Origin of the sequence: Sphingomonas pseudosanguinis (genome assembly GCF_052056765.1) — a bacterium.
Classification (GTDB): Bacteria; Pseudomonadota; Alphaproteobacteria; order Sphingomonadales; family Sphingomonadaceae; genus Sphingomonas; species Sphingomonas pseudosanguinis.
The window spans coordinates 2,531,554-2,555,252 of the sequence record NZ_CP189888.1; the positions used below are offsets into that span (position 1 = coordinate 2,531,554).

General features: G+C 65.0%; 33 protein-coding genes and 1 tRNA gene. 6 read left to right on the forward strand and 28 right to left on the reverse strand.

The genetic code is table 11. From position 1 onward, the window contains the following. Positions 1-138 precede the first annotated feature (138 nt). The 24 genes from rpmD to rpsL form a co-directional block, all read right to left on the reverse strand. On the reverse strand, positions 139-315 hold the full coding sequence (gene rpmD, locus ACQHGV_RS11455; protein WP_183950455.1) for a 50S ribosomal protein L30: 177 nt from the start codon (positions 313-315) through the stop codon (positions 139-141). A gap of 6 nt (positions 316-321) precedes the next feature. Then, on the reverse strand, positions 322-1,038 hold the full coding sequence (gene rpsE / locus ACQHGV_RS11460) for a 30S ribosomal protein S5 (RefSeq protein ID WP_007406126.1): 717 nt from the start codon (positions 1,036-1,038) through the stop codon (positions 322-324). Between the two features lies 1 nt (position 1,039). Next, positions 1,040-1,396 carry a 50S ribosomal protein L18 gene (gene rplR, locus ACQHGV_RS11465; protein WP_058733095.1) on the reverse strand — a complete coding sequence of 119 codons (357 nt, stop codon included), beginning with the start codon at positions 1,394-1,396 and terminating at the stop codon, positions 1,040-1,042. Beyond that, on the reverse strand, positions 1,396-1,929 hold the full coding sequence (rplF, locus tag ACQHGV_RS11470; RefSeq protein WP_183950454.1) for a 50S ribosomal protein L6: 534 nt from the start codon (positions 1,927-1,929) through the stop codon (positions 1,396-1,398). The genes rplR and rplF overlap by 1 nt, the downstream gene beginning before the upstream one ends. Continuing rightward, positions 1,929-2,324 (reverse strand): 30S ribosomal protein S8, encoded by a 396-nt coding sequence (gene rpsH, locus ACQHGV_RS11475; protein ID WP_037569377.1) that lies wholly within the window; start codon positions 2,322-2,324, stop codon positions 1,929-1,931. The genes rplF and rpsH overlap by 1 nt, the downstream gene beginning before the upstream one ends. Before the next feature lie 12 nt (positions 2,325-2,336). Continuing rightward, positions 2,337-2,642, reverse strand: a complete 306-nt coding sequence (gene rpsN / locus ACQHGV_RS11480; RefSeq protein ID WP_007406083.1) for a 30S ribosomal protein S14 — start codon at positions 2,640-2,642, stop codon at positions 2,337-2,339. Between the two features lie 57 nt (positions 2,643-2,699). Beyond that, positions 2,700-3,281, reverse strand: coding sequence for a 50S ribosomal protein L5 (gene rplE, locus ACQHGV_RS11485; RefSeq protein WP_037569379.1), 582 nt, complete (start codon positions 3,279-3,281; stop codon positions 2,700-2,702). After that, positions 3,274-3,591: a 50S ribosomal protein L24 gene (rplX, locus tag ACQHGV_RS11490; protein WP_183950453.1), complete on the reverse strand. Its 318-nt coding sequence runs from the start codon at positions 3,589-3,591 to the stop codon at positions 3,274-3,276. The genes rplE and rplX overlap by 8 nt, the downstream gene beginning before the upstream one ends. Continuing rightward, a complete protein-coding gene (gene rplN, locus ACQHGV_RS11495) occupies positions 3,591-3,959 on the reverse strand; it encodes a 50S ribosomal protein L14 (RefSeq protein ID WP_007406105.1) in 369 nt (122 codons plus the stop codon). Before rplN ends, rplX begins: the two co-directional genes overlap by 1 nt. 232 nt (positions 3,960-4,191) lie before the next feature. Beyond that, complete coding sequence (gene rpsQ / locus ACQHGV_RS11500; protein ID WP_183950452.1) at positions 4,192-4,464, reverse strand: 30S ribosomal protein S17; 273 nt, start codon at positions 4,462-4,464, stop codon at positions 4,192-4,194. A gap of 12 nt (positions 4,465-4,476) precedes the next feature. Next, positions 4,477-4,677, reverse strand: a complete 201-nt coding sequence (rpmC, locus tag ACQHGV_RS11505; protein ID WP_007406063.1) for a 50S ribosomal protein L29 — start codon at positions 4,675-4,677, stop codon at positions 4,477-4,479. Beyond that, positions 4,677-5,111, reverse strand: coding sequence for a 50S ribosomal protein L16 (rplP, locus tag ACQHGV_RS11510; RefSeq protein WP_007406071.1), 435 nt, complete (start codon positions 5,109-5,111; stop codon positions 4,677-4,679). The genes rpmC and rplP overlap by 1 nt, the downstream gene beginning before the upstream one ends. A 12-nt stretch (positions 5,112-5,123) precedes the next feature. After that, complete coding sequence (rpsC, locus tag ACQHGV_RS11515; protein WP_007406047.1) at positions 5,124-5,834, reverse strand: 30S ribosomal protein S3; 711 nt, start codon at positions 5,832-5,834, stop codon at positions 5,124-5,126. Further along, entirely contained in the window at positions 5,834-6,211 is a 378-nt protein-coding gene (rplV, locus tag ACQHGV_RS11520) for a 50S ribosomal protein L22 (RefSeq protein WP_007406087.1), read from the reverse strand. Before rplV ends, rpsC begins: the two co-directional genes overlap by 1 nt. Next, positions 6,211-6,489, reverse strand: coding sequence for a 30S ribosomal protein S19 (rpsS, locus tag ACQHGV_RS11525; RefSeq protein ID WP_037569384.1), 279 nt, complete (start codon positions 6,487-6,489; stop codon positions 6,211-6,213). Before rpsS ends, rplV begins: the two co-directional genes overlap by 1 nt. Before the next feature lie 6 nt (positions 6,490-6,495). After that, complete coding sequence (gene rplB / locus ACQHGV_RS11530) at positions 6,496-7,347, reverse strand: 50S ribosomal protein L2 (RefSeq protein ID WP_440978292.1); 852 nt, start codon at positions 7,345-7,347, stop codon at positions 6,496-6,498. Between the two features lie 4 nt (positions 7,348-7,351). Beyond that, a complete protein-coding gene (locus ACQHGV_RS11535) occupies positions 7,352-7,663 on the reverse strand; it encodes a 50S ribosomal protein L23 (RefSeq protein ID WP_042491181.1) in 312 nt (103 codons plus the stop codon). Further along, positions 7,656-8,282: a 50S ribosomal protein L4 gene (gene rplD / locus ACQHGV_RS11540; protein WP_175313821.1), complete on the reverse strand. Its 627-nt coding sequence runs from the start codon at positions 8,280-8,282 to the stop codon at positions 7,656-7,658. The genes ACQHGV_RS11535 and rplD overlap by 8 nt, the downstream gene beginning before the upstream one ends. Positions 8,283-8,285: 3 nt before the next feature. Next, positions 8,286-9,020, reverse strand: coding sequence for a 50S ribosomal protein L3 (rplC, locus tag ACQHGV_RS11545; RefSeq protein ID WP_056430750.1), 735 nt, complete (start codon positions 9,018-9,020; stop codon positions 8,286-8,288). A 284-nt stretch (positions 9,021-9,304) separates the two neighbouring features. After that, positions 9,305-9,613, reverse strand: coding sequence for a 30S ribosomal protein S10 (gene rpsJ / locus ACQHGV_RS11550; RefSeq protein WP_007406109.1), 309 nt, complete (start codon positions 9,611-9,613; stop codon positions 9,305-9,307). A gap of 596 nt (positions 9,614-10,209) precedes the next feature. After that, entirely contained in the window at positions 10,210-11,403 is a 1,194-nt protein-coding gene (gene tuf / locus ACQHGV_RS11555; protein ID WP_183950625.1) for an elongation factor Tu, read from the reverse strand. A 135-nt stretch (positions 11,404-11,538) separates the two neighbouring features. After that, on the reverse strand, positions 11,539-13,614 hold the full coding sequence (gene fusA, locus ACQHGV_RS11560; RefSeq protein ID WP_183950449.1) for an elongation factor G: 2,076 nt from the start codon (positions 13,612-13,614) through the stop codon (positions 11,539-11,541). 147 nt (positions 13,615-13,761) lie between these two features. Beyond that, positions 13,762-14,232, reverse strand: a complete 471-nt coding sequence (gene rpsG / locus ACQHGV_RS11565) for a 30S ribosomal protein S7 (RefSeq protein ID WP_042491196.1) — start codon at positions 14,230-14,232, stop codon at positions 13,762-13,764. A gap of 66 nt (positions 14,233-14,298) precedes the next feature. Next, positions 14,299-14,670, reverse strand: coding sequence for a 30S ribosomal protein S12 (rpsL, locus tag ACQHGV_RS11570; protein ID WP_007406072.1), 372 nt, complete (start codon positions 14,668-14,670; stop codon positions 14,299-14,301). A 305-nt stretch (positions 14,671-14,975) separates the two neighbouring features. On the opposite strand from rpsL, the gene ACQHGV_RS11575 reads away from it, so the two are divergent. Beyond that, positions 14,976-15,051: transfer RNA gene (locus ACQHGV_RS11575), tRNA-Trp, on the forward strand. Between the two features lie 206 nt (positions 15,052-15,257). Here the strand turns inward: ACQHGV_RS11575 and ACQHGV_RS11580 are convergent. The 4 genes from ACQHGV_RS11580 to ACQHGV_RS11595 form a co-directional block, all read right to left on the reverse strand. Beyond that, on the reverse strand, positions 15,258-15,578 hold the full coding sequence (locus tag ACQHGV_RS11580; protein WP_440978293.1) for a hypothetical protein: 321 nt from the start codon (positions 15,576-15,578) through the stop codon (positions 15,258-15,260). Positions 15,579-15,702: 124 nt separating this feature from the next. Beyond that, positions 15,703-16,380, reverse strand: coding sequence for a DUF1013 domain-containing protein (locus ACQHGV_RS11585; RefSeq protein ID WP_440978294.1), 678 nt, complete (start codon positions 16,378-16,380; stop codon positions 15,703-15,705). Positions 16,381-16,548: 168 nt separating this feature from the next. After that, positions 16,549-17,253: a hypothetical protein gene (locus ACQHGV_RS11590; protein WP_440978295.1), complete on the reverse strand. Its 705-nt coding sequence runs from the start codon at positions 17,251-17,253 to the stop codon at positions 16,549-16,551. 106 nt (positions 17,254-17,359) lie between these two features. Next, positions 17,360-18,379 (reverse strand): NAD(P)H-quinone oxidoreductase, encoded by a 1,020-nt coding sequence (locus ACQHGV_RS11595; RefSeq protein ID WP_183950445.1) that lies wholly within the window; start codon positions 18,377-18,379, stop codon positions 17,360-17,362. A 99-nt stretch (positions 18,380-18,478) separates the two neighbouring features. On the opposite strand from ACQHGV_RS11595, the gene ACQHGV_RS11600 reads away from it, so the two are divergent. From ACQHGV_RS11600 to ACQHGV_RS11620, 5 genes are all read left to right on the forward strand, one after another. Next, a complete protein-coding gene (locus ACQHGV_RS11600; RefSeq protein WP_440978296.1) occupies positions 18,479-18,673 on the forward strand; it encodes a DUF1192 domain-containing protein in 195 nt (64 codons plus the stop codon). Between the two features lie 203 nt (positions 18,674-18,876). Beyond that, positions 18,877-21,195 carry an ATP-dependent Clp protease ATP-binding subunit ClpA gene (clpA, locus tag ACQHGV_RS11605; protein WP_440978297.1) on the forward strand — a complete coding sequence of 773 codons (2,319 nt, stop codon included), beginning with the start codon at positions 18,877-18,879 and terminating at the stop codon, positions 21,193-21,195. A gap of 241 nt (positions 21,196-21,436) precedes the next feature. Next, positions 21,437-23,161: a diguanylate cyclase domain-containing protein gene (locus tag ACQHGV_RS11610; protein WP_440978298.1), complete on the forward strand. Its 1,725-nt coding sequence runs from the start codon at positions 21,437-21,439 to the stop codon at positions 23,159-23,161. Positions 23,162-23,185: 24 nt separating this feature from the next. After that, positions 23,186-23,383 carry a hypothetical protein gene (locus ACQHGV_RS11615; RefSeq protein ID WP_183950640.1) on the forward strand — a complete coding sequence of 66 codons (198 nt, stop codon included), beginning with the start codon at positions 23,186-23,188 and terminating at the stop codon, positions 23,381-23,383. Positions 23,384-23,453: 70 nt separating this feature from the next. Next, a complete protein-coding gene (locus tag ACQHGV_RS11620) occupies positions 23,454-23,693 on the forward strand; it encodes an exodeoxyribonuclease VII small subunit (RefSeq protein ID WP_440978299.1) in 240 nt (79 codons plus the stop codon). Positions 23,694-23,699 lie beyond the last annotated feature (6 nt).

Genomic DNA, 23,699 nt, shown 5'->3' on the forward strand with positions numbered 1-23,699 from the left:
TTGTCACTGTTCAATGTGACGGATATGAGACCGAGATTATTCCCAACCGCCGTTCAGCCTGAGCGAAGTCGAAGGCCAAGGGCCTGAAGCTCGACTTCGCTCGATGCGAACGGAGCGTGGGAGCAATCCCCTGTGGTCTCAGTCCACCACCTGAACCATGTGCTGCACCTTGCGGATCATGCCACGGACTTCAGGGGTATCCTGAAGCTCGGCGACCTTGTGCATCTTGTTCAGGCCCAGGCCGACGAGGGTCGCGCGCTGGTCCTTGGTGCGGCGGATCGGCGAACCGGTCTGCTTGATCTTGATGGTAGCCATGGTCGCTTACTCCACGACGGCCGCGGCTTCCGCCTCGGCAGTCTGCTGGGTGGCACCGTGACCGCGACCCAGCAGGTCGGCGATCTTCTTGCCACGACGCTGCGCCACCGCCTTCGGCGAAGTCTGGTCGCCCAGCGCTTCGAAGGTGGCACGGATCATGTTGTACGGGTTCGACGTGCCAACCGACTTCGTCACCACGTCGGCAACGCCGAGCGATTCGAAGATGGCGCGCATCGGACCACCGGCGATGATGCCGGTACCCTGCGGGGCCGAACGCACCGTCACGCGGCCCGCACCGAAATGGCCGTTGCCATCATGATGCAGCGTGCGACCGTCCTTCAGCGGAACGCGGACCATCGCCTTCTTGGCGGCAGCCGTCGCCTTCGAGATGGCTTCCGGCACTTCGCGCGCCTTGCCATGACCGAAGCCCGCACGCCCCTTGCCGTCGCCGACCACGACGAGCGCGGCGAAGCCGAAGCGCTTACCGCCCTTCACGGTCTTCGAGACGCGGTTGATGTGGACGAGCTTTTCGATCAGCTCTTCGCCCTGCTCCTCGGCGCCACCGCGACGGTCGTCGCGACGACCACGGTTGCCGTCACGGCCGCCACGGCCGCGATCGCCGCCCGGACCACGGCCACGGCCGCCCCGGGGACCGCGACCCTGGGTCGCGTCCTGCGCGGCGCCTTCGGCACCGGCAACGGCCACGTTGTTCTCGTCAGCCATATTAGAACTCCAATCCCGCTTCGCGTGCCGCCTCGGCCAGCGCCTTGACGCGACCGTGGAACAGGAAGCCGCCACGGTCGAAAACGACCTGCGTGACGCCGGCGGCCTTGGCCTTCTCGGCCACGCGCTTGCCGACTTCGGTCGCCGCTGCGACGTTCGCGCCCGACTGGCCGCGTGCGTCCTTTTCCAGCGTCGAGGCCGAAGCCACGGTACGACCTGCCTCGTCGTCGATCACCTGGGCATAGATGTGCTTGCCCGAGCGATGCACCGACAGGCGCGGACGGGTGCCCGCACGCGCACGCAGCGCGGTACGGTTGCGCCGACGGCGCTTCTCGAAAAGAGAGAGACCCTTGGTCATTACTTCTTCTTCCCTTCCTTGCGGAAGATGAACTCGCCGTCGTACTTGATGCCCTTGCCCTTATACGGCTCGGGCTTGCGCCAGCGGCGGATCTCGGCGGCCAGCTGGCCGACCTTCTGCTTGTCCGAACCGCTGATCTCGACGGTGGTGGCGTCCGGCGTCTTCACCTCGATGCCTTCCGGCACGTCGATGTTGACGTCGTGGCTGTAGCCGAGCTGCAGCTTCAGGGTCTTGCCCTGCGCGGCGGCGCGGTAGCCGACGCCGGTGATGACCAGCTTCTTCGAGAAGCCTGCGGTCACGCCGGTGACAAGGTTCTGCACCATGGTGCGCTGCATGCCCCAGAACGCGCGAGCGCGCTTCGTGGCATTGGCAGGCTGCACCGCGATGGCGTCCGCCTGGACGTCATAGGTGATCTCGTCGGCGAGCGGCATGGACAGGGTGCCCTTGGGACCCTTCACGCTCAACACCTTGTCGGCGATGGTCGCGGTGACGCCGGCCGGAACCGGGACCGCCTTCTTACCGATGCGGCTCATCAGAACACCTCCGCCAGGACTTCGCCACCGACATTCTGCTCGCGCGCTTCGGCGTCTGACAGAACGCCACGCGGCGTCGACACGATGGTGATGCCCAGGCCGTTGCGAACGCGCGGAAGCTCCTGCGCGCCCGAATAGATGCGGCGGCCGGGCTTGGACACGCGCGCGACATGCTTGATCGCGGGCTGGCCTTCGAAATACTTCAGCTCGATGCGGATGCCGGCCGCGGGGCCCATCTGCTCTTCGCTGTAGCCACGGATATAGCCTTCGCGCTGGAGCACGTCGAGCACGCGGGCGCGCAGCTTCGACGCAGGCGTCAGGACGGAGTCCTTGCGCGCGCGCTGGCCGTTACGGATGCGGGTGAGCAGGTCACCCAGGGGATCGGTCACTGCCATCTCAAATGGTCCTTACCAGCTCGACTTGGTGACGCCGGGGATCAGGCCCTTGTTGGCCAGATCACGCAGCATGACGCGAGCGAGACGGAACTTGCGGTAATACGCACGCGGGCGGCCCGTGATCTCGCAACGGTTGCGGATGCGGGTCGGATTGCCGTTGCGGGGGATCTCGGCCATCTTCAGGCGCGCGATCAGACGTTCGGTCTCATCGAGGCTCTGGTCGTTCGCGATCGCCTTCAGCTTCGCGTACTTGCCGGCATACTTCTTGACGAGAAGACGACGCTTCTCGTTCTTGTTGATTGAACTCAGTTTCGCCATGGACTTAAGCTCTTTCTGTAAGGACCCCCTCCCCGGCGTGGAGAGGGGGCAGTCCGGTTACGCCGCCTTCTTCTCGTCGGCAGCGTCTTCCTTGGGGAACGGGAAGCCGAACAGACGCAGCAGCTCGCGCGCTTCGTCGTCGGTCTTCGCCGAGGTGGTCACGATCACATCCATGCCGCGCACCTTGTCGATGCGGTCATAGTTGATTTCGGGGAAGATGATCTGTTCCTTGATGCCGCAGGCATAGTTGCCGCGACCGTCGAAGGACTTCGGATTCAGGCCGCGGAAGTCGCGAACGCGCGGCAGCGCGATCGTGATGAAGCGATCCAGGAATTCGTACATGCGCTCGCGACGCAGCGTGACCTTCACACCGATCGGCATGCCTTCACGCAGCTTGAACTGCGCGATCGACTTCTTCGCCTTGGTGATGACGGGCTTCTGACCCGCGATCAGCTCCATCTCGGAGGCGGCCTGGTCGACGCGCTTCTTGTCCTGCGTCGCTTCGCCCACGCCCATGTTGAGCACGATCTTCTCGATCCGGGGGATCTCGTTGACGTTCTTGTAACCGAACTTGTCGGTCATCGCCTTGATGATGCTATCGTCATAGATAGCCTTCATGCGGGGCTTGTAATCAGCCATCGATCTTCTCCCCGGTCTTGACGGCCACGCGGACCTTCTTGCCATCCTGCGTCTCGAAACGGACGCGGGTCGGCTTGCCATCGGCGGTCACGTGCGCAACCTTCGAGATATGCAGCGGAGCGGCAACGCGCTCCAGGCCGCCCTGCGGGTTCGCCTGGGTCGGCTTGCGGTGACGGGTGGCGATGTTGACGCCGTCCACGACGACCTTGCCGTCCTTCGGCATCGCCAGCGACACGGTGCCGGTCTTGCCCTTGTCCTTGCCGGACAGGACGATGACCTTGTCACCCTTCTTGATGCGTGCAGCGGCCATTACAAAACCTCCGGCGCCAGCGAGATGATCTTCATGTGCTTCTTGCCGCGAAGCTCACGCACGACCGGGCCGAAGATACGGGTGCCGATCGGCTCCTCGTTCTTGTTGACCAGCACGGCGGCGTTACCGTCGAAACGGATCACCGAACCGTCGGCGCGACGGATGTCCTTGGCGGTACGCACGATCACCGCGCGGTGAACGTCGCCCTTCTTCACGCGGCCACGCGGCTGCGCTTCCTTGACGCTGACGACGATGATGTCGCCGACCGATGCGGTACGGCGCTTCGAGCCGCCCAGCACCTTGATGCACTGCACCCGCTTCGCGCCGCTGTTGTCAGCGACGTCGAGATTGGACTGCATCTGGATCATAGATCCGCTTCCTTCTCTCTTCTGGGGAGGATACCGACCCTACCCCGCCTTAAAAAACGACCCCCGGCGCAGAGGCCTGCGCCAGGGGGAGAGGCCCCATAGCCACTCCTGATACGAAAGGCAAGCGAGTCGCTCGCCCCCTCGACCAATCCGCTCTGCACCCCGAAGGGAGGCTCTTCATTCCGAACCCCGCCCCTCCGTCAGGAGAAGCGGGGCGCGAAATGCAAAGGCTTTAGCCTTCGGCCGAGGCCCGCTCGGGCGTCGAGTGAGTGTTGACCCGCTCGATGACCTTCCAGGTCTTCAGCTTCGAGATCGGGGCGGTCTCTTCGATCCGCACCGTCTCACCGGCCTTGAACTCATTGCTCTCGTCGTGAGCATGATACTTCTTCGACCGACGGATGATCTTGCCGTAGAGGGGGTGCTTAACCTTCCGCTCCACATTGACGACGACCGTCTTGTCGGTCTTGTCCGAGACAATCACCCCGGTCAGCACGCGCTTCGGCATGTGTCTCGGTCCTTACTTGGCAGCCGCAGCGGTGCGCTGCGCCTGGATGGTCTTGATCCGCGCGATGTCGCGACGGACTTCCTTGACCCGGCTGGGCTTTTCGAGCTGGCTGGTGGCCGCCTGGAAGCGCAGGTTGAACTGCTCACGCTTCAGGTTGCCCAGCGCCTCGACGAGCTGGTCGTCGCTCTGGCCGGTATATTCAGTCTTGGCCATTACTCGCCTCCGAGGTGCGAGGTGTCGCCCAGGCGGGCAACGACCTTGGTCTTGATGGGCAGCTTCATCGCGGCGCGCTCGAACGCCTCGGCGGCCAGCGGGCCGTCGACGCCGTCGAGTTCGAACAGGATGCGACCCGGCTTCACGCGGGCGGCCCAGAATTCCGGCGAACCCTTACCCGAGCCCATGCGGACTTCGGCGGGCTTCGACGAGACGGGCACGTCCGGGAAGATGCGAATCCAGAGACGACCCTGGCGCTTGATGTGACGCGTGATCGCGCGGCGAGCCGCCTCGATCTGGCGAGCCGTGATACGCTCCGGCTCCATGGCCTTCAGGCCATAGGAACCGAAGTTCAGGCTGGTGCCGCCCTTCGCATCGCCGTGGATGCGGCCCTTGAAGGCCTTGCGGAACTTGGTGCGCTTTGGTTGCAGCATGGTTTATGTTCCTTAGCGGCGATGATCGTCGCGCGCCGGGCGCACGCCGGAGGTCTGAGCCTCCATCATCAGCCGGTCCTGCGCCATGGGATCATGGCCCAGGATCTCGCCCTTGAAGATCCACACCTTCACGCCGCACACGCCATAAGCGGTGTGCGCCTGCGCTTCGGCATAGTCGACGTTCGCACGCAGCGTGTGCAGCGGAACGCGGCCTTCACGATACCATTCGGTACGCGCGATTTCCGCGCCGCCCAGACGGCCGCCGCAGGTGATACGGATGCCCTCGGCGCCCAGACGGAGCGCGGACTGCACCGCACGCTTCATGGCGCGGCGGAACGCGATACGGCGCTCCAGCTGGTCGGCCACGCCCTGCGCGACGAGCTTGGCGTCGATCTCGGGCTTGCGGATTTCGACGATGTTCAGCGACACGTCGGACGAGGTCATCGAACCCAGCTTCTTGCGAAGCTTTTCGATGTCGGCGCCCTTCTTGCCGATGATCACGCCCGGACGCGCCGCGAAGATCGAGATGCGGCACAGCTTGGCCGGACGCTCGATGACGACCTTCGAGATCGCGGCCTGGGGCAGCGTCTTCATGATGTACTGGCGGATCTTCAGATCCTCCAGCAGCAGGCGGCCATAGTCATGGCCTTCGGCGAACCAGCGGCTGTCCCAGGTGCGGTTGATCTGGAGACGCAGGCCGATCGGATTGCTCTTCTGACCCATTATGCTTCTTCCTGCTCGCGGACGACGATGCGGAGCCGCGAAAACGGCTTCAGGATGCGGGTGGACTTGCCACGGCCGCGCGTCGCGAAACGCTTCATGGTGATCGACTTGCCGACCGACGCCTCGGCGACGACGAGCGCGTCGACGTCGAGGTTGTGGTTGTTCTCGGCATTGGCGATCGCGGAGGCGAGCACCTTGCGCGCGTCGACGGCCATCGCCTTCGTCGAGAAGGCGAGGATGTTCATCGCGTCGCCGGCCTTCTTGCCACGGATGAGCCCTGCGACCAGGTTCAGCTTCTGCGCCGAACCACGGATTTGCGTGCCGACCGACAGCGCTTCCTTCTCACCGACCTTGCGGGGGGATGCGGGCTTGGACATCAGCGCTTACCCTTCTTGTCGGCAGCGTGGCCGGGGAAGTAGCGCGTGGGCGCGAATTCACCGAGCTTCATGCCGACCATGTCCTCGTTCACCGAGACGGGAACGAACTTGCGACCATTGTAGACGTTGAAGGTCAGGCCGACGAACGACGGCAGGATGGTCGAGCGACGCGACCAGGTCTTGATCGGACCTGCGCGGTTGCCAGCATCCTGCGCCACTTCGGCCTTCTTCAGGAGATGGAGGTCCACGAAAGGACCCTTCCAAACGGAACGAGCCATTGCGTGTTAGCCCTTCTTCTTGGCGTGACGGCTACGGATGATCATCTTGTCCGTCGCCTTGTTGTGACGAGTGCGCGCACCCTTCGTCGGCTTGCCCCACGGGGTGACCGGATGACGGCCGCCCGAGGTCCGGCCTTCACCACCGCCGTGCGGGTGGTCGACCGGGTTCTTCGCGACACCACGGGTCAGCGGACGATGGCCCTTCCAACGGTTGCGACCAGCCTTCGCCAGGTTGGTGTTGCCGTTGTCGGGATTCGACACCGCGCCGACGGTCGCCATGCAGTTCGCATGGATGTAGCGCTGCTCGCCCGAGTTCAGACGGACGATGACCATGCCCTTGTCGCGGCCCACGACCTGCACATAGGTGCCGGCCGAACGTGCGATCTGACCGCCCTTCCCGGGCTTCATCTCGACGTTGTGGACGATCGTGCCGACCGGCATCTGGCCCAGCTCCATGGCGTTACCCGGCTTCACGTCGGTCTTCTTGCCGGCGACGACCTTGTCGCCAACGGCCAGACGCTGCGGCGCGATGATATAGGCCAGGTTGTCCTTGCCCTCGGCATCGGCGCCGTAGTTGATCAGCGCGATGAAGGCGGTGCGGTTGGGATCATATTCGATCCGCTCCACGGTGCCCTCGACGTCCCACTGGCGACGCTTGAAGTCGATGAAGCGGTAACGCTGCTTGTGGCCGCCCGCGATACCGCGGCTGGTCACATGGCCCTTGTTGTTGCGGCCGCCGGTCTTGCGCTTGCCTTCGGTGAGCGCCTTGACGGGCGCGCCCTTCCAGAGCGCCGAGCGGTCGACGAGGATCAGGCCGCGGCGGGCCGGGCTCGTCGGGTTATAATGCTTGAGTGCCATCGGCTCAGATCCCCGTCGTCACGTCAATGGACTGACCGTCCTTGAGGGTGACGATCGCCTTCTTCATGTCCGAGCGCTGGTACGGAGCGCCCTTCCACTTCTTGGTCTTGCCCTTCTGGACGATGGTGTTCACGCCGGTGACGTTCACGTCGAACAGCGCTTCCACCGCCGCCTTGATCTCGGGCTTGGTAGCACCGGGGGCGACCTTGAACACCACGGCGTTGTGCTCGCTCAGGAGCGTCGCCTTCTCGGTGATGTGCGGCGCGACGATCACGTCGTAATGACGCGGATCGACCGCCTTCTGCTGCTTAGCCATTGAAACGGGCCTCCAGCTTTTCGACAGCCGAGCGCGTCAGCACCAGGGTGTCATGCTTCAGAATGTCGTAGACATTGGCGCCAGCGGCCGGAAGGACGTTGATTTCCTTCAGGTTGCCTGCGGCCAGTGCGAACGACGTCTCGACGGCGTCGCCATCGATGACCAGCGCGGTCTTGCCGAAGCCGAGCTTCACCAGATCGCCCTGCAGCGTCTTCGTCTTGTTACCCTCGACGGCCAGATCGTTCATCACGATCAGCGAACCCGCCTTGGCGTGGCTCGACAGCGCCATCTTCAGGCCCAGAGCGCGAACCTTCTTGTTCAGGCCCGGGTTGAAGTCGCGGACGCGGGCGCCGTGCGCCTTACCACCGCCGATGAAGACGGGGGCCCGACGATCGCCGTGACGAGCGACACCGCCGCCCTTCTGGCGACCGAGCTTCTTGCCCGAACGCGCGACATCGGCGCGCTCACGGGTGCCGCGCGCGGTGGCGCGACGCTTTTCCAGCTGCCAGGTCACAACGCGGTGCAGGATGTCGGCGCGCGGATCGAGGCCGAAGACCTCGTCGTTGAGCTCGATGTCCGCGGCGTCGGTGCCGGCGAAGGATTGAACCTTGACCTTCACGACTTAGCCCTCCTGGCTCTCGGTGGCTTCCGGAGCAGGCTCGGCAGAAGCGTTGTTGTTGGCGGCCGCCTTGATGCTGGCGGGGAACGGGGCGTCCGCGTGGCGCGAAACCTTGACCGCGTCCTTGACGATCAGCCAGCCACCCTTCGAGCCGGGCACCGAGCCCTTGACGAAGATCAGGCCGCGCTCGACGTCGGTCGACACGATTTCGAGGTTCTGCTGCGTGCGGTTCTTGTCGCCCATGTGGCCGGCCATCTTCTTGTTCTTGAAGACGCGGCCCGGGTCCTGACGGTTACCGGTCGAACCATGCGAACGGTGCGAGACCGAGACGCCGTGGGTCGCGCGCAGACCACCGAAGTTCCAGCGCTTCATCGCACCGGCAAAGCCCTTACCCTGGGTACGACCCTGGATATCGACATACTGGCCGGGGACGAAATGGTCGGCGGAGATTTCCGCGCCGACGTCCAGCAGGCCGTCTTCGTTCACGCGGAACTCGACCAGCACCTGCTTGGGCTCGACTTCGGCCTTGCCGAAGTGGCCACGCTGCGGCTTGGCAACATTCTTGGTCTTGGCGACACCTGCACCAAGCTGGACGGCGGTGTAGCCGTCACGATCCATCTCGCGGCGAGCGACGACCTGTACGCCTTCAAGCGCCAGGACGGTGACCGGCACGTGCCGACCATCGTCCTGGAACAGGCGGGTCATCCCCAGCTTCTTCGCGATCACGCCGGTACGCATGATCCTGTTCCTTCCTCGACAGAGGCCCCCAAGAACCATTCAAGGGGGGCGTATCCAGCCCGGATAAAGCGAAGCGAGCCCCCGTCCCGGGCTGGCGACCGGCGGACCGGTCAGACGGGGGACGCTGCCCCGGCACCCTATCGCTTGCGCGACATCGCCGGGCGGTATCCCTTAAGAGTGCCGGATCGCGGGAGCGACCTCGGCGCGCTTCCCGGCAGCTTCAGGCCGGGGAAACGCCAAAATCCCGTGGGACGGAATCGTCGACCACGGGAACGCTGGCTCTCTTACGCCAGCTTGATCTCGACATCAACACCTGCGGCCAGGTCGAGCTTCATCAGCGCATCAACGGTCTGCGGGGTCGGCTGCACGATGTCCAGCATCCGCTTGTAGGTGCGGACCTCGAACTGCTCGCGCGACTTCTTGTCGATGTGCGGACCACGGTTGACCGTGAACTTCTCGATGCGCGTCGGAAGCGGGATCGGACCGCGGATAAGAGCGCCGGTGCGGCGCGCGGTGTCGGCGATGTCGCCGGTCGCCTGATCGAGCACGCGATGGTCGAACGCCTTCAGACGAATGCGGATATTGCTGTCCATGATCCCTACCGATGCGAAAGAGCGGGCTTTCGGCTCACGATCACGACGACGGCAAGTGCGATCGGTCTGTCCGACCAGGCACTCGACCGTCCGCCGTGAAGGCGACCCTGGGCCGAAACAAACTCTGGGTTACGACAGGAGCGGCGAACCACCCTGCCCTCACTAAAAGCAAACGGCCGACTCCGGTGTTTCCGGTGCCAGCCGATTCCCTCAAGGCGTGTGCCTATACGCAGATGCGCGGGGTGCCGCAAGGGGTGGGCGTGGGTTTTTGTTGGGAGGGGTGGAACCTGTCGTCGGTCGCGACAAACCCCACCCTCCGTTCAGCCTGAGTGAAGTCGAAGGCCATGCTCTGGTCGTGCCGCCGGGCGTGCACTTCGACTTCGCTCAGTGCGAACGGACGTGGCGAGGCGACCACCCTCACCCTTCCCACCCGCTCACGCGGGCGGGCCCCTTCCCTCTCCCGCCGGGAGAGGGAGGGAGGCGCGCCAGCGCCGGAAGGGTGAGAGTGCCTCGCTCCCAACGCTATAAACGAAAAAGGCCGACCCCGTCGCCGGGGCCGGCCCTTTCCTGTAGAGTTTCAGGCTTTCGCCCGAGACTTACTTGTCGATCGAGCTGACGACGCCCGCGCCGACGGTACGGCCGCCTTCACGGATCGTGAAGCGCTGACCGATGTCCATGGCGATCGGAGCGATCAGCTTCACGCCCAGAGCGACGTTGTCGCCCGGCATGACCATCTCGGTGCCCTCAGGCAGCTCGACGGTGCCGGTGACATCGGTCGTGCGGAAGTAGAACTGCGGACGGTAGTTCGCGAAGAACGGGGTGTGACGGCCGCCTTCTTCCTTCGACAGGACGTACACTTCCGACTGGAAGTCGGTGTGCGGGGTGATCGAACCCGGCTTGGCCAGAACCTGACCACGCTCGACTTCGTCACGAGCGACGCCACGGATCAGCGCGCCGATGTTGTCGCCGGCCTGGCCCGAGTCGAGCAGCTTGCGGAACATTTCGACGCCCGTGACCGTGGTCTTGCGGGTGTCGTTGATGCCGACGATCTCGACTTCTTCACCAACCTTGATGATGCCGGTTTCGACACGGCCGGTGACGACGGTGCCGCGACCCGAGATCGAGAACACGTCTTCGATCGGCATCATGAACGGCTTGTCGAGCGGACGCTCCGGCTGCGGTATGTATTCGTCGACCTGCTTCATCAGCTCGAGAACGGCGTCCTTGCCGAACTTGTCGTTCGAACCCGACAGCGCGCAGGTCGCCGAACCCTTGACGACGGGGATGTCGTCGCCCGGGAATTCGTACGAGCTGAGCAGCTCGCGGATTTCCAGCTCGACCAGCTCGAGGATTTCCTCGTCGTCGACCAGGTCGACCTTGTTCATGAACACGACCATCGCAGGCACGCCGACCTGACGGGCGAGCAGGATGTGCTCGCGGGTCTGCGGCATCGGGCCGTCGGTCGACGACACGACCAGGATCGCGCCGTCCATCTGCGCCGCGCCGGTGATCATGTTCTTCACATAGTCGGCGTGGCCGGGGCAGTCGACGTGCGCATAGTGGCGCGATTCGGTCTCATACTCGACGTGCGCGGTCGAGATGGTGATGCCGCGCTCACGCTCTTCCGGAGCCTTGTCGATGTTCGCGAAGTCCACCGCCGCGTTGCCGGCGACGTTGTCGGCCAGAACCTTGGTGATCGCTGCGGTCAGCGAGGTCTTGCCGTGGTCGACGTGGCCGATGGTGCCGATGTTGAGGTGCGGCTTGTTCCGCTCGAATTTTGCCTTTGCCATTTTCCTACCTTCTAAATCGAATTCGGTGCCGCATCCGAGGCCACGCGAACGCGGCCCCATAGCGGGTGTTTGAAGCGATTGCCAGCCCCTAGCGTCGTCGCGCCCCCAGTTGCCCCGAGGGCGCGACGGACGCGATTAGGCCATCTTCGCCTTGACCTCGTCCGCAACATTCTGCGGCACTTCGTCATAGTGCGAGAACTGCATCGAGTACTGCGCACGACCCTGGGTGAACGAGCGGAGCGCGTTCACATAGCCGAACATGTTCGCCAGCGGGACCATCGCCTCGACCGTCTGCGCGTTACCGCGCGTGTCGGTGCCCTGGATCTGGCCGCGACGGCTGTTCATGTCGCCGATGACGTCGCCCAGATAGTCTTCCGGGGTCACGACTTCGACCTTCATGACCGGCTCGAGCAGCGTGATGCCCGACTTCTGGGCCGCTTCGCGCATCGCGCCGCGGGCACAGATTTCGAACGCCAGCGCCGACGAGTCGACGTCGTGATACGCGCCGTCATACAGCAGGACTTCGAAGTCGATGATCGGGAAGCCGACCAGCGAACCGGTTTCCGCGGTTTCACGGAAGCCCTTCTCGATCGCGGGGATATATTCCTTCGGAATGTTACCGCCCTTGATCTCGTCCTTGAAGACGAAGCCCGAACCACGCTCGCCCGGGGTCAGCTTGACCTTGACGCGGCCGAACTGGCCGGTGCCGCCCGACTGCTTCTTGTGCGTGTAGTCGATGTCGACCGGCTTCTTGAGGTATTCGCGATACGCCACCTGCGGCGCACCGACGTTCGCCTCGACCTTGAACTCGCGCTTCATGCGGTCGACCAGGATCTCGAGATGGAGCTCGCCCATGCCCTTGATGATGGTCTGGCCCGACTCGGCGTCCGAGGTCACGCGGAACGAGGGGTCCTCGCGAGCGAGACGATTGAGCGCGACGCCCATCTTCTCCTGGTCGGCCTTGGTCTTGGGCTCCACCGACAGCTCGATCACGGGCTCGGGGAATTCCATGCGCTCGAGGATGATCGGGGCGTTCTGCGCGCAGAGCGTGTCACCGGTCGTGGTGTCCTTGAGGCCCGCGAGAGCGACGATGTCGCCGGCATAGGCTTCCTGGATGTCCTCACGGCTGTTCGCATGCATGAGCAGCATGCGGCCGATCTTTTCCTTCTTGTCCTTGACCGAGTTCAGGACCTGCGACGAGGTCTCGAGCTTGCCCGAATAGATGCGGGCGAAGGTCAGCGAACCGACGAACGGGTCGTTCATGATCTTGAACGCCAGCGCCGAGAAGGGCTCGGTGTCCGACGAAGGACGCTCATCCGGCGTCTCGCCGTCGAGCTTCACGCCCTTGATGGCCGGAACGTCGAGCGGCGACGGCAGATAGTCGATGACCGCGTCGAGCAGGGGCTGCACGCCCTTGTTCTTGAACGCCGAGCCGCAGACCACGGGGACGAACGCCATTTCCAGCGTGCCCTTGCGGATCAACTTCTTCAGCTCGTCCACCGACGGCTCGTTGCCCTCGAGGTACGATTCCATCGCGGCATCGTCCTGCTCGACGGCCATTTCGATCAGGTCGCTGCGGTACTTGGCGGCCTTCTCGGCCAGTTCCTCAGGAATGTCCTGATATTCGAACTTGGCGCCCAGCGACTCTTCGAGCCAGATGATCGCGCGGTTGTGGACCAGGTCGACCAGGCCCTTGAAGCCGCCCTCGATGCCGATCGGCAGGTACAGGACCGCCGGACGCGCGCCGAGACGCTCGATGATCGAGTTCACGCAGAAATAGAAGTCGGCGCCGGTGCGGTCGAGCTTGTTGACGAAGCACATGCGCGGCACGCCGTACTTGTCGGCCTGACGCCACACGGTTTCCGACTGCGGCTCAACACCCGCCACGCCGTCGAAGCAAGCGACCGCGCCGTCGAGCACGCGGAGCGAACGCTCCACTTCGATGGTGAAGTCGACGTGCCCGGGGGTGTCGATGATGTTGATGCGGTTGTCGTTCCAGAAACAGGTCGTCGCGGCCGACGTGATCGTGATGCCGCGCTCCTGCTCCTGCTCCATCCAGTCCATGGTGGCGGTGCCTTCGTGCACTTCGCCGATCTTGTAGGACTTGCCGGTGTAATAAAGAATGCGCTCGGTCGTGGTCGTCTTGCCGGCATCGATGTGCGCCATGATGCCGATGTTGCGATACTTCTCGAGCGGATGGCTGCGGGCCATGATCGATCTTCCTCAAGCGTAGGGGGGAGCCGGTTGGCCCGGCTCCCCCTTATATAGGCTGTTTGCGTGACCAGCGGAAGACCGCCGGCACCGCACCCTGAAAAGGTTGCAGCAGACCGGAAATAAATCCGGTCCGCCGCAAGGCCCTTACCAGCGGTAGTGCGAGAAGGCGCGATTCGCTTCCGCCATGCGGTGCGTATCTTCGCGCTTCTTGACCGCGTTGCCGCGGTTGTTCGCGGCGTCCATCAGCTCACCCGACAGACGTGCAGCCATCGTGTTCTCCGAACGGGCGCGCGACGCGCCGATCAGCCAACGGATGGCCAGAGCCTGGGCGCGCTCCGGACGGACTTCGACCGGAACCTGGTAGGTCGCACCGCCGACGCGGCGCGAACGGACTTCGATGCCCGGCTTGATGTTGTTCAGCGCATCGTGGAACACGCCGATCGGATCGCGCTTGGCACGCGTCTCGACGGTTTCCAGAGCACCGTAAACGATGGCTTCGGCCACGGACTTCTTACCGTCCAGCATGACCGAATTCATAAACTTCGACAGGACCTCATCTCCGAACTTGGGGTCCGGCAGAATTTCCCGCTTTTCGGGACGACGACGACGAGCCATTCTCGTATTTCCTTACAAAACTTCAGCCTTTGATGGTCGAGGAGCCTGCGGACAGGCCCGACCGGCTTACTTCGGACGCTTCGCGCCGTACTTCGAGCGGGACTGCTTGCGATCCTTCACGCCCTGCGTGTCGAGAACGCCGCGCAGCACGTGGTAGCGCACGCCGGGAAGGTCGCGCACACGGCCGCCGCGGATGAGCACCACCGAGTGCTCCTGCAGGTTGTGGCCTTCGCCCGGGATGTACGAGATGACTTCGCGGCTGTTGGTCAGACGGACCTTGGCCACCTTGCGAAGCGCCGAGTTCGGCTTCTTCGGGGTCGTCGTGTAGACACGGGTGCAAACGCCGCGCTTCTGCGGGTTCTGCTCCATTGCAGGGACCTTCGACTTGGCCTTCTGCAGTTCGCGGCCCTTGCGGACCAGCTGGTTGATCGTCGGCATTGAAGCCTTCACCTTTCCATGAGGTTACTTTGCTGGAGCCATCACAGCACTTCGGAATACAAAAAGGGGCCATCATGGCTTTCGCCCGGCCCTATTCGCATCCAGCAATGTTCAAGCTTGCCCGACGGATAAGTCCCGAATCTCGAGAAATCGCCTTCGTGCAGCGGCGGCCTATACGCGGGAGTCGGTCGGGGGTCAATGTCGGGACGACTTCAGGTCCGGGCGGGCGTTTTCGTCCGCATTGCGAAAATCGCATATTGGCTCTTGCCTCGCCCCGCCAGTCGGGCTAGTGGCGGCCGCCTCGCAGGAGTGTAGCTCAGTTGGTAGAGCATCGGTCTCCAAAACCGAGGGCCCACGGTTCGAGTCCGTGCACTCCTGCCACTTTTCATGACATCGATGGATTGAGCGGCGCCGCTGTTGCGGTGGGTGTTCGCGTCCCCCTTATTCCTCCCCTGCAAGGGGAGGGGGACCAGCGAAGCTGGTGGAGGGGTGTAGCCGGTTCCGATCGCAGCCCGACCTCGCTACTGGTGACACCCCTCCGTCAGGCCTGCGGCCTGCCACCTCCCCTGCAAGGGGAGGAATAGAGATCAATTCACCGGCCGTGGCCCGACACCAGGCGGAGTGGCGGGATCGACCTCGTCGATCTCATCGCCGCGATTGCCGCCACCGGCCCCTGCCCCGCTGCCATGCACTTCACCCGTCTTCGGGTCGACCGAGGCACGCTTGCCATTGTCGTCGGGCAGACTGGTTTCCGCATTGCCGCCGGTATCGACCGATGGCCTGGTCGTCACGCTGCCGGCCGGCTCGGCGCGGCCCAGTGCGGCTTCGTCATCGCGGTGATAGCCCTGGCCGCTATAGCCCTTGTCGCGGTCGAAAGGCTGGGACGGGCGTTTTTCCACTTCGGACATGGGGCAGTCTCCTTCGCCCCCGTCAACGGAGCGCGGGAGACGCCGTTCCCGACAAACGAAAAGGGCGCCCACCGGATCGGTGGACGCCCCCTTGATCGCGACGGCCGGGCCGAAGCCCCGCCGATCAGTTGCGGAACAGCGAGTGCGGATCGATGATGTCGCCGCCATGGCTGGCGCTGTCGGCATCACGGCTCTGCTGTTCGCGCTCGGCACGCAGCGACGCCAGCAGCGCTTCGCGGTCGCCCTCCAGGCGGGTGTCGGTCGGCTGCGCCTCGGCATTGCCGCCGGTCGCCTTCGCCGCCTTGGCCACCGCCGAGTCCAACTCGCGCTGGGTGGTCAGGCCTAGCGTCACCGGGTCCTTCGGCGTGATGTTGGCGATGTTCCAGTGGCTGCGGTCACGGATCGCGGCGATCGTCGTGCGGGTCGTGCCGATCAGGTTCGAGATCGCGCCGTCCGAGATTTCCGGGTGGTTGCGGATGATCCAGGCGATGCCATCGGGCTTGTCCTGCCGCTTGCTGACCGGCGTGTAGCGCGGCCCCTTGGTGCGGCGGACCTGCTCGGGGCCCTTGGTCATCTTCATGCGATAATCGGGATTGGCCTGCGCCTTCTCGATCTCGCTCTGCGTCACTTCGTGCGCGCGGACCGGATCGCGGCCGGTCAGCTTGGTCGCCGCCGTGTCGTCGGCGATCGCCTGCACTTCCAGGATATGAAGGCCGCAGAAATCCGCAATCTGCTCGAAGGAGAGCGAGGTGTTGTCGACCAGCCAGGAAGCGGTCGCATGGGGCATGAGCGGCTGGGCCACGGGGATCACTCCAGTCGGAAAATAAAAGGGCCGCCCCTCATCGGAGCGGCCGTAGCGGCGGCAAACCTAATGCGACCCGCTCCCAAGAGCAAGGTGCGGTGCCACAAAGTCTTGGAAACCGGCCGCAGGGCCGCCAGCCCATTTCGGTAGCCCGCCAAAGGCCGCCGGTCAATTGTCGTCGTCGAATCGGCCGAAGGGCAGCAGCCGCGACGCCAGTTTGCGGGTCGCCTGGACATCGCCGGCGCGCAGCGGGGTCAGGATCGCGACCGCGCCGCGTTGCAGGATACGGTCGATCGGCGTCACGACATCGGCCTTCGCCGCCGCCTCGGCCAGGGCACGTCCGCGCGGGTCACGCGGATCGAGCTCCAGCCGCAACAGCGCGGAGAGCGCCGGAAACAACGCGCGATCGCCACCCAGCGCGACCGCCCGGTCGAGCGAGGCGAACCCCACCGCCCGCTGCGCGCCGACCGCCGCGCGCCCGACGATCGTCCCCAGCTTCTTGACCGCGCCGATATGCCAGGCGCCCAGCGCCAGCTGCGCCTCTGCATCGCGGGGATTTTGCGCGACCATCGCCTCGAACTGGTGCCGCGCGCTGATCGCATCGGCGCGGTTGCCGGTCAGCTTGGCACGGTAGCCCAGCGCGGTCGCGCGCATCAGCTGCGCCTCGTGATCGTCGGGCTTGCGCGCCAGCGTCGCCCCCGCCGTGGCATAGGCGACGGCGACCCGGCGCAGCGCGCTCGCCTCATCGCCGTCGGAGAAGGACGCCTGGGTCAGGATGTCGCGTGCCGATTGCGCCGCCGCCGGCATGGAGCCCAGCCCCGCGATCATCGCCGCGACCATGATCGGAATCACCCGGCGATAACGCTGCTTCATTCAACCATGCCCCCGGACGTCCCTTATCGGATCAGCCCGGCAAAACGGCCGATCCGGCCTTTCGGTCCATCGCAGGCCACAAAGGATTGTTCAAGCCTATGTTAAGTCAGCCGGCCTGCGCCTCGCGGACGACCAGCACGATCTTGCCCAGGTGATCGCCGCCCTCCATCCGTTCATGCGCCTTGGCGGCCTCGGCCAGTGGGAAGGTCTTGTCGATCAGCGGGCGCAACCGCCCCTCCTCGACATGCGGCCAGACGATGCGGGCGATCTCATCGGCGACCATCGCCTTGAACGCCCGGTCGCGCCCGCGCAGCGTCGAGCCGGTCAGGATCAGGCGCCGGCGCATGATCTCCCAGATCGGCACCTCGGCCTTGGGCCCACGCTGCACCGCAATCGAGACGTGCCGGCCCTCCTCGGCCAGGCATTGCAGATTGCGCGGCAGATAGTCGCCGCCCACCATGTCGAGGACGATGTCGACGCCCCTGCCCTCGGTGAAGGCCTTGACCCCCTCGACGAAATCCTGGGCCCGGTAGTTGATCGCCTTGGCCGCGCCCAGCTTTTCGGCCGCCGCGCATTTCTCGTCCGATCCGGCTGTCACGATCACCCGCAAGCCGAACAGCTTGCCGAGCATGATCGCCATCGTCCCGATGCCGCTGGTGCCGCCATGGACCAGCAGCGTCTCGCCGTCGCGGGCATAGGCGCGCTCGAACACATTGGTCCACACGGTGAACAGCGTTTCGGGCAGCGCGGCCGCCTGCACCATCGACAGGCCCGGCGGCACCGACAGGCAATGTTCGGCATCGGCCAGCGCATATTCGGCATAGCCGCCGCCCGAGATCAGCGCGCAGACCGGCTGGCCCAGCATTTCCGCGCCGACATCGTCGCCGACCGCGACGATCTCGCCGGCGATCTCCAGCCCGGGGATCGAGGGCGCGCCGGGCGGCGGCGGGTACAGGCCCTGGCGCTGCATGACGTCGGGCCGGTTGACGCCCGCCGCCGCGACGCGGATCAGCACTTCGCCCTTGCCTGGCCGGGGAACCGCGCGGGTGGTCGGGACCAGCACTTCGGGACCGCCGGCGGCGTCCGGATCGATCGCGACCATCGTTTCGGGGACCTGCCCCGTCATTCCGCCATCCGCCTGCATTACGCTGCTCCCCCGTTCGTCCAGGCTTTCTCGCGCCTGTTATTGACATCGGCGGCGGTCGGGTCAACGCTGCATCCCATTATGGAACAGGACGACTCCCCGCTCCGCATTCCCGACAGCCTGACCACGCTGGTCCAGGCCGATCTCGAACCGCTCTCGCTCGCCGAGCTGGAGACGCGAATCGCGGTGCTGGAACAGGAGATCGGACGCACCCGCCGCCATATGGAACGCGCCGCGCTCCACCGCGCCAGCGCCGACGCGCTCTTCAAGCGGTGAGGCATCCGGGCCTCCGCGCGTACCCCTTCGCCGGCCCGGCCCGATCCGTCTCGCACCCGCGCTTTTCACCCCGACAGTTTTTGTTTGCGCGATACGCTTTGTTCAGCGGCCGCGCGTTACACCAGCTTGATGCCGGGCCTCACCATCCCGACATTGGTCGAAACGAGGCGTCCGTCCGGGGCGTTTCGGAAGGAGTATCATAGATGCCATCTTTCGCCCCCGCGCTCGAGACCACGCTTCACAAGGCGCTGGAAGCCGCGACCGTGCGGCGCCACGAATATGCCACGCTGGAGCACCTCCTCCTCGCGCTGATCGACGACGAACATGCCTCCAAGGTGATGGAAGCGTGCCATGTCGACCTGGGCGAGCTGAAGGCGACGGTCGCCCAGTATCTCGACACCGAACTCGACGCGCTGAAGGTCGAGGCGGCGACCGACCCCTCCCCCACCAGCGGGTTCCAGCGCGTGGTGCAGCGCGCGATCCTGCACGTCCAGTCCTCGGGCCGCGACGAAGTGACCGGCGCGAATGTGCTGGTCGCGCTGTTCTCCGAACGGGAATCCTACGCTGTCTATTTCCTGCAGCAGCAGGACATGAGCCGCCTGGATGCCGTCAGCTTCATCAGCCACGGAGTCGGCAAGGGTGGTGCGACCAGCGAATCGACCCCGCCCAAGGGCGTCGAGGAGGAAAAGCCCGCCAAGCCTACTGAGAAGGGCAAGGCTGAGAGCGCGCTCAAGCAGTTCACCGTCGACCTCAACGAAAAGGCCAAGCTGGGCAAGGTCGATCCGCTGATCGGTCGCGGGCCGGAAGTGGACCGCACCGTCCAGATCCTGTGCCGCCGGTCGAAGAACAACCCGCTCTATGTGGGCGATCCCGGCGTCGGCAAGACCGCGATCGCGGAAGGGTTGGCGCGCAAGATCGTCGAGGGCGACGTGCCCGAGGTCTTGCGCCAGGCCGTCATCTACTCGCTCGACATGGGCGCGCTGCTGGCCGGCACCCGCTATCGCGGCGACTTCGAGGAGCGGCTGAAGGCGGTCGTCAACGAGCTGGAGAAGCTGCCCCACGCGGTGCTCTTCATCGACGAGATCCACACCGTCATCGGCGCGGGCGCGACCAGCGGCGGGGCGATGGATGCGTCGAACCTGCTCAAGCCCGCGCTGTCGGGCGGCACGATCCGCTGCATCGGCTCGACCACCTATAAGGAGTTCCGCAACCACTTCGAGAAGGACCGCGCGCTGCTGCGCCGGTTCCAGAAGATCGACGTGAACGAGCCGACCATCGAGGATACGATCAAGATCCTCGCCGGCCTGCGCACCGCGTTCGAGGATCACCATCAGGTCAAGTACACCCCCGATGCGATCAAGTCGGCGGTCGAGCTGTCGGCGCGCTATATCAACGACCGCAAGCTGCCCGACAAGGCGATCGACGTGATCGACGAGGTCGGCGCGATGCAGATGCTGGTACCGGTCAGCAAGCGCAAGAAGACGATCACGCCCAAGGAGATCGAGGCCGTGATCGCCACCATGGCGCGCATCCCGCCCAAGAGCGTGTCGACCGACGACCGTCAGCAGCTGGAAACGCTGGAGACCGATCTCAAGCGTGTGGTGTTCGGCCAGAATGCCGCGATCGAGAATCTGTCCTCGGCGATCAAGCTGAGCCGGGCGGGCCTGCGCGATCCCGACAAGCCGATCGGCAACTATCTGTTCACCGGCCCCACCGGCGTCGGCAAGACCGAGGTCGCGCGGCAGTTGGCGACCATCCTGGGCATTCCGCTCCAGCGGTTCGACATGTCCGAATATATGGAGCGTCACTCGGTCAGCCGGTTGATCGGTGCCCCTCCGGGCTATGTCGGCTATGATCAGGGCGGTCTGCTGACCGATGCGGTCGATCAGAATCCGCATTCGGTGCTGTTGCTCGACGAGATCGAGAAGGCGCATCCCGATCTGTTCAACATCCTGTTGCAGGTGATGGACAATGGCAAGCTGACCGATCACCACGGCAAGACGGTCGATTTCCGCAACACGATCCTGATCATGACGACCAATGCGGGTGCCGCCGACATGGCGCGCGAGACGGTCGGGTTCGGCAACCTCACCCGCGAGGGCGAGGATGAGCAGGCCGTGCAGAAGATGTTCACGCCGGAATTCCGCAACCGTCTGGATGCGATCGTACCCTTCGGCTACCTGCCGCCCGAAGTCGTGGCGCGGGTGGTGGACAAGTTCATCCTCCAGCTCGAACTCCAGCTGGCGGACCGCAACGTCCATATCAGCCTGGACGAGGCGGCGAAGAGCTGGCTCACCGAGAAGGGCTATGATCGCCTCTATGGCGCGCGTCCGATGGGCCGCCTGATCCAGGAGAAGATCAAGCAGCCGCTGGCCGAGGAACTGCTGTTCGGCAAGCTGGTCCATGGCGGCGAGGTGACGGTGAAGATGAAGGATGGCGCGCTGTCCTTCGCGATCGAACCGGCGGCGCCCAAGAAGCCGAAGAAGAAGGGCGGCAAGCCCGCCTCGGTCGACGCCGGCTGATCGTCCGGGACCGCAAGCAAGTGATCAGGGGCCGGGTAGCGATACCCGGCCCTTTTTATTGTCGAACCGCGCGCCGACAGTAATCGATGTTAGGTTAGCCGGTGATGTTTGCTTGCGCCGACTGACGTCATGCGGTGTAAGCAAACTGTCATACGACTTCGGCTCGGCTGACGAGAGAGCAGCCGACAAAAATTTAACGCCATATTTACCATATTCTGCTATGCGCTTGCCAATGGGGGCGGTGAGATACGGAATTGGTGCGCTGATTCTGGCGATATTTGTCGCCTTGTTGCCGCTCGCCCCCGCGCGGGCCGACAAGGGCGATGTTCTGCGCGGCTGTATCCGCCCCATGCAACCCGGCGATACGCCGCACGCGCTTTTCCTTGCGCCGCAACGCTTCGACTGCGCGCATGATCAATCCGATTATGGCGCGGGCGATTTCTGGGTCCTCTCCGATCCCCTGCCCGTCCTGCCGGGCGATCCGCGTGAGCGATTGGCCGTCACCTTCGCCAGCACCTGGCAGGACGCGACGACGCTGCACATCCTCTATGCCGATGGCAGCATCCGCGACGTCGCCTATACCAGCGCGACCACCGCCCCCTATCTGCTGCTCGGCGCGGTCATCGCCGTGCCGTTGCCGCGCGCGACGACACGGCCGGTCCGCATCCTGTGGGAGGCGCATGGCGCGGCCAATATGCGCGGCGTCGTGCGCGGCGCACATCTGGTCCACCATGCCGATGCGCTCGCGGTCGAATCGTCGCTCAGCTTGATCTATGGCATCATCATGGGGCTGGTGGTCGGCCTGGCCGTCTATAATCTCGCGCTCTGGCCCGCGCTGCGCCAGCCCTTGCAGCCGGTCTATTGCATGCTGCTGTTCTTCATCACCGGCTATGCGCTATGTTCGTCGGGGCTGATCGGGCAATGGCTACCCTGGCTCGACAATAACGAGCGCCATCGGTGGAATGCGATCATGCTCGGCGGCGTCGCGCTGACGCTGGTGATCTTCGCGCGCCATTTCTTCGAGCGAAAGGTGTTCGAGGGCTGGCTGGATCGCTGGGCGATCGTCACCTTCGTGCTGATCGCCATTCCTAACGCCGCCTTCGCGCTGCTCGCCCCGCGCTGGATTCGCCCGCTCGACACCGCCGTCGTCATCGGCTTCCTCGTGCTGCTGGTGTTCCTGATCGCGGTGCTGGTCAGCGCGTGGCGGCGGCGCAGCAACTTCCTCTGGGCCTTCGCCATCGCTTGGGGCACGCCGATCATCCTGGCGATGTTCCGCGTGCTGCATGCGCTGCACTTGATCCAGTGGCGGCCCTGGATCGACCAGTCGACGCTGTTGTCGATGGGGGCCGAGGCGCTTATCGCCAGCCTGGGCGTCGCCTATCGCATCTATCTGCTCAGCCGCGAGCGCGATCAGGCCCGCGCGCATGAACGCGCCGCGCGCCGCCTGGCCGATACCGATCCGCTGACCGGGCTGTTCAACCGCCGCGCCCTGCTCGACCAGGCGGTGGGGCGCAGCGGTCCGCAGACGCTGATCCTGGCCGATATCGATCACTTCAAGCGGATCAACGACACGCTGGGCCATGACGAAGGCGACGAGGTGCTGCGCGGCTTCGCCCAGGCGCTGATCGACACGCTGCCGCCGGGAACGCTGGCGGCACGCATCGGCGGCGAGGAATTCGCGCTGCTGGCCGATGCCGATCATGCCCCCGACGCGGAAGTCCTCCTGAAGCGGCTGCGCACGGCCACCTATCCGGCCGGATTGAAGGTGACCGCCAGCCTGGGGCTGTGCACCGGCCTGCTGCAGGATGAGGAGGATTGGCGGCGCCTGTATCGCGAGGCGGATCAGGCGCTGTTCGCCGCCAAGAATGGCGGGCGCGACCGCGCGTGCTGGGCACCCGAACTGCATGTGCCGATCCCGCCTTTGCCGGTCATCGCCCCCCTTGTCCGCCACCACGCCACGCCGTAACGTCGCCGACGGGGGAGCGGGACGTTGGACAGACGGCGGATCACGATCGTGGCGATACTGGTGGCGGTGATCGCCATGGCGCAGCGTCATCCGACCGCCGACATCCGCCTGATCACCCATGACCTGACCGACCGATCGCCGCGCCGGGTGCAAGCCGCGTTCGACCTGGGCGCCTTCGGCGTCTCGTTTCTCTACACCTGGACGGTCAGGCGCCTGCGATAGGCGCGGCCACGCGCGATTTCCCCGCGCGACGCTGCTTGCGCGTGTCGCGGGGCTGCCCCATAGCGGCGTCATGGATACGCCCATCGAAGAACTGACGTTCGAGGACGCCCTCAAGGAATTGGAGAGGATCGTCGGCCGACTGGAAAGCGGCGAAGCGACGCTCGACGAATCGATCCGCCTCTATGAGCGCGGCGATCGTCTGCGCCAGCGCTGTGCCGAACGGCTCGACGCCGCCCAGGCCCGGATCGAGGCGATCCGCCTCGACGCCGAGGGCAAGGCCGCGGGCACCCGCCCCTTCCGGGCCGGTTGAGCGTGG

Coding starts and splice junctions, on each gene's coding strand:
- rpsG (WP_042491196.1), bottom strand. CDS start 14,232: ATGGCTCGTCGTCGTCGTCCCGAAAAGCGGGAAATTCTGCCGGACCCC.
- tuf (WP_183950625.1), bottom strand. CDS start 11,403: ATGGCAAAGGCAAAATTCGAGCGGAACAAGCCGCACCTCAACATCGGC.
- rpmC (WP_007406063.1), bottom strand. CDS start 4,677: ATGGCCAAGACTGAATATACCGGCCAGAGCGACGACCAGCTCGTCGAG.
- rplC (WP_056430750.1), bottom strand. CDS start 9,020: ATGCGTACCGGCGTGATCGCGAAGAAGCTGGGGATGACCCGCCTGTTC.
- ACQHGV_RS11620 (WP_440978299.1), top strand. CDS start 23,454: ATGGATACGCCCATCGAAGAACTGACGTTCGAGGACGCCCTCAAGGAA.
- ACQHGV_RS11535 (WP_042491181.1), bottom strand. CDS start 7,663: ATGGCTAAGCAGCAGAAGGCGGTCGATCCGCGTCATTACGACGTGATC.
- ACQHGV_RS11590 (WP_440978295.1), bottom strand. CDS start 17,253: ATGAAGCAGCGTTATCGCCGGGTGATTCCGATCATGGTCGCGGCGATG.
- rplF (WP_183950454.1), bottom strand. CDS start 1,929: ATGAGCCGCATCGGTAAGAAGGCGGTCCCGGTTCCGGCCGGCGTCACC.
- ACQHGV_RS11595 (WP_183950445.1), bottom strand. CDS start 18,379: ATGACGGGGCAGGTCCCCGAAACGATGGTCGCGATCGATCCGGACGCC.
- rpsQ (WP_183950452.1), bottom strand. CDS start 4,464: ATGCCGAAGCGCGTGCTGACCGGGGTGATTGTCTCGGACAAGACCGAC.
- rplN (WP_007406105.1), bottom strand. CDS start 3,959: ATGATCCAGATGCAGTCCAATCTCGACGTCGCTGACAACAGCGGCGCG.
- rpsN (WP_007406083.1), bottom strand. CDS start 2,642: ATGGCGAAACTGAGTTCAATCAACAAGAACGAGAAGCGTCGTCTTCTC.
- rpsH (WP_037569377.1), bottom strand. CDS start 2,324: ATGGCAGTGACCGATCCCCTGGGTGACCTGCTCACCCGCATCCGTAAC.
- rpsS (WP_037569384.1), bottom strand. CDS start 6,489: ATGGCTCGTTCCGTTTGGAAGGGTCCTTTCGTGGACCTCCATCTCCTG.
- fusA (WP_183950449.1), bottom strand. CDS start 13,614: ATGGCCCGCAGCCATCCGCTCGAGAAGTATCGCAACATCGGCATCATG.
- rplP (WP_007406071.1), bottom strand. CDS start 5,111: ATGCTGCAACCAAAGCGCACCAAGTTCCGCAAGGCCTTCAAGGGCCGC.
- rplR (WP_058733095.1), bottom strand. CDS start 1,396: ATGACCAAGGGTCTCTCTCTTTTCGAGAAGCGCCGTCGGCGCAACCGT.
- rplB (WP_440978292.1), bottom strand. CDS start 7,347: ATGGCACTCAAGCATTATAACCCGACGAGCCCGGCCCGCCGCGGCCTG.
- ACQHGV_RS11580 (WP_440978293.1), bottom strand. CDS start 15,578: ATGTCCGAAGTGGAAAAACGCCCGTCCCAGCCTTTCGACCGCGACAAG.
- rpsJ (WP_007406109.1), bottom strand. CDS start 9,613: ATGGACAGCAATATCCGCATTCGTCTGAAGGCGTTCGACCATCGCGTG.
- ACQHGV_RS11600 (WP_440978296.1), top strand. CDS start 18,479: ATGGAACAGGACGACTCCCCGCTCCGCATTCCCGACAGCCTGACCACG.
- rpsE (WP_007406126.1), bottom strand. CDS start 1,038: ATGGCTGACGAGAACAACGTGGCCGTTGCCGGTGCCGAAGGCGCCGCG.
- rplE (WP_037569379.1), bottom strand. CDS start 3,281: ATGGCTGATTACAAGCCCCGCATGAAGGCTATCTATGACGATAGCATC.
- rplV (WP_007406087.1), bottom strand. CDS start 6,211: ATGTCCAAGCCCGCATCCCCCCGCAAGGTCGGTGAGAAGGAAGCGCTG.
- clpA (WP_440978297.1), top strand. CDS start 18,877: ATGCCATCTTTCGCCCCCGCGCTCGAGACCACGCTTCACAAGGCGCTG.
- rpsL (WP_007406072.1), bottom strand. CDS start 14,670: ATGCCGACGATCAACCAGCTGGTCCGCAAGGGCCGCGAACTGCAGAAG.
- rpsC (WP_007406047.1), bottom strand. CDS start 5,834: ATGGGTCAGAAGAGCAATCCGATCGGCCTGCGTCTCCAGATCAACCGC.
- rplX (WP_183950453.1), bottom strand. CDS start 3,591: ATGGCCGCTGCACGCATCAAGAAGGGTGACAAGGTCATCGTCCTGTCC.
- rpmD (WP_183950455.1), bottom strand. CDS start 315: ATGGCTACCATCAAGATCAAGCAGACCGGTTCGCCGATCCGCCGCACC.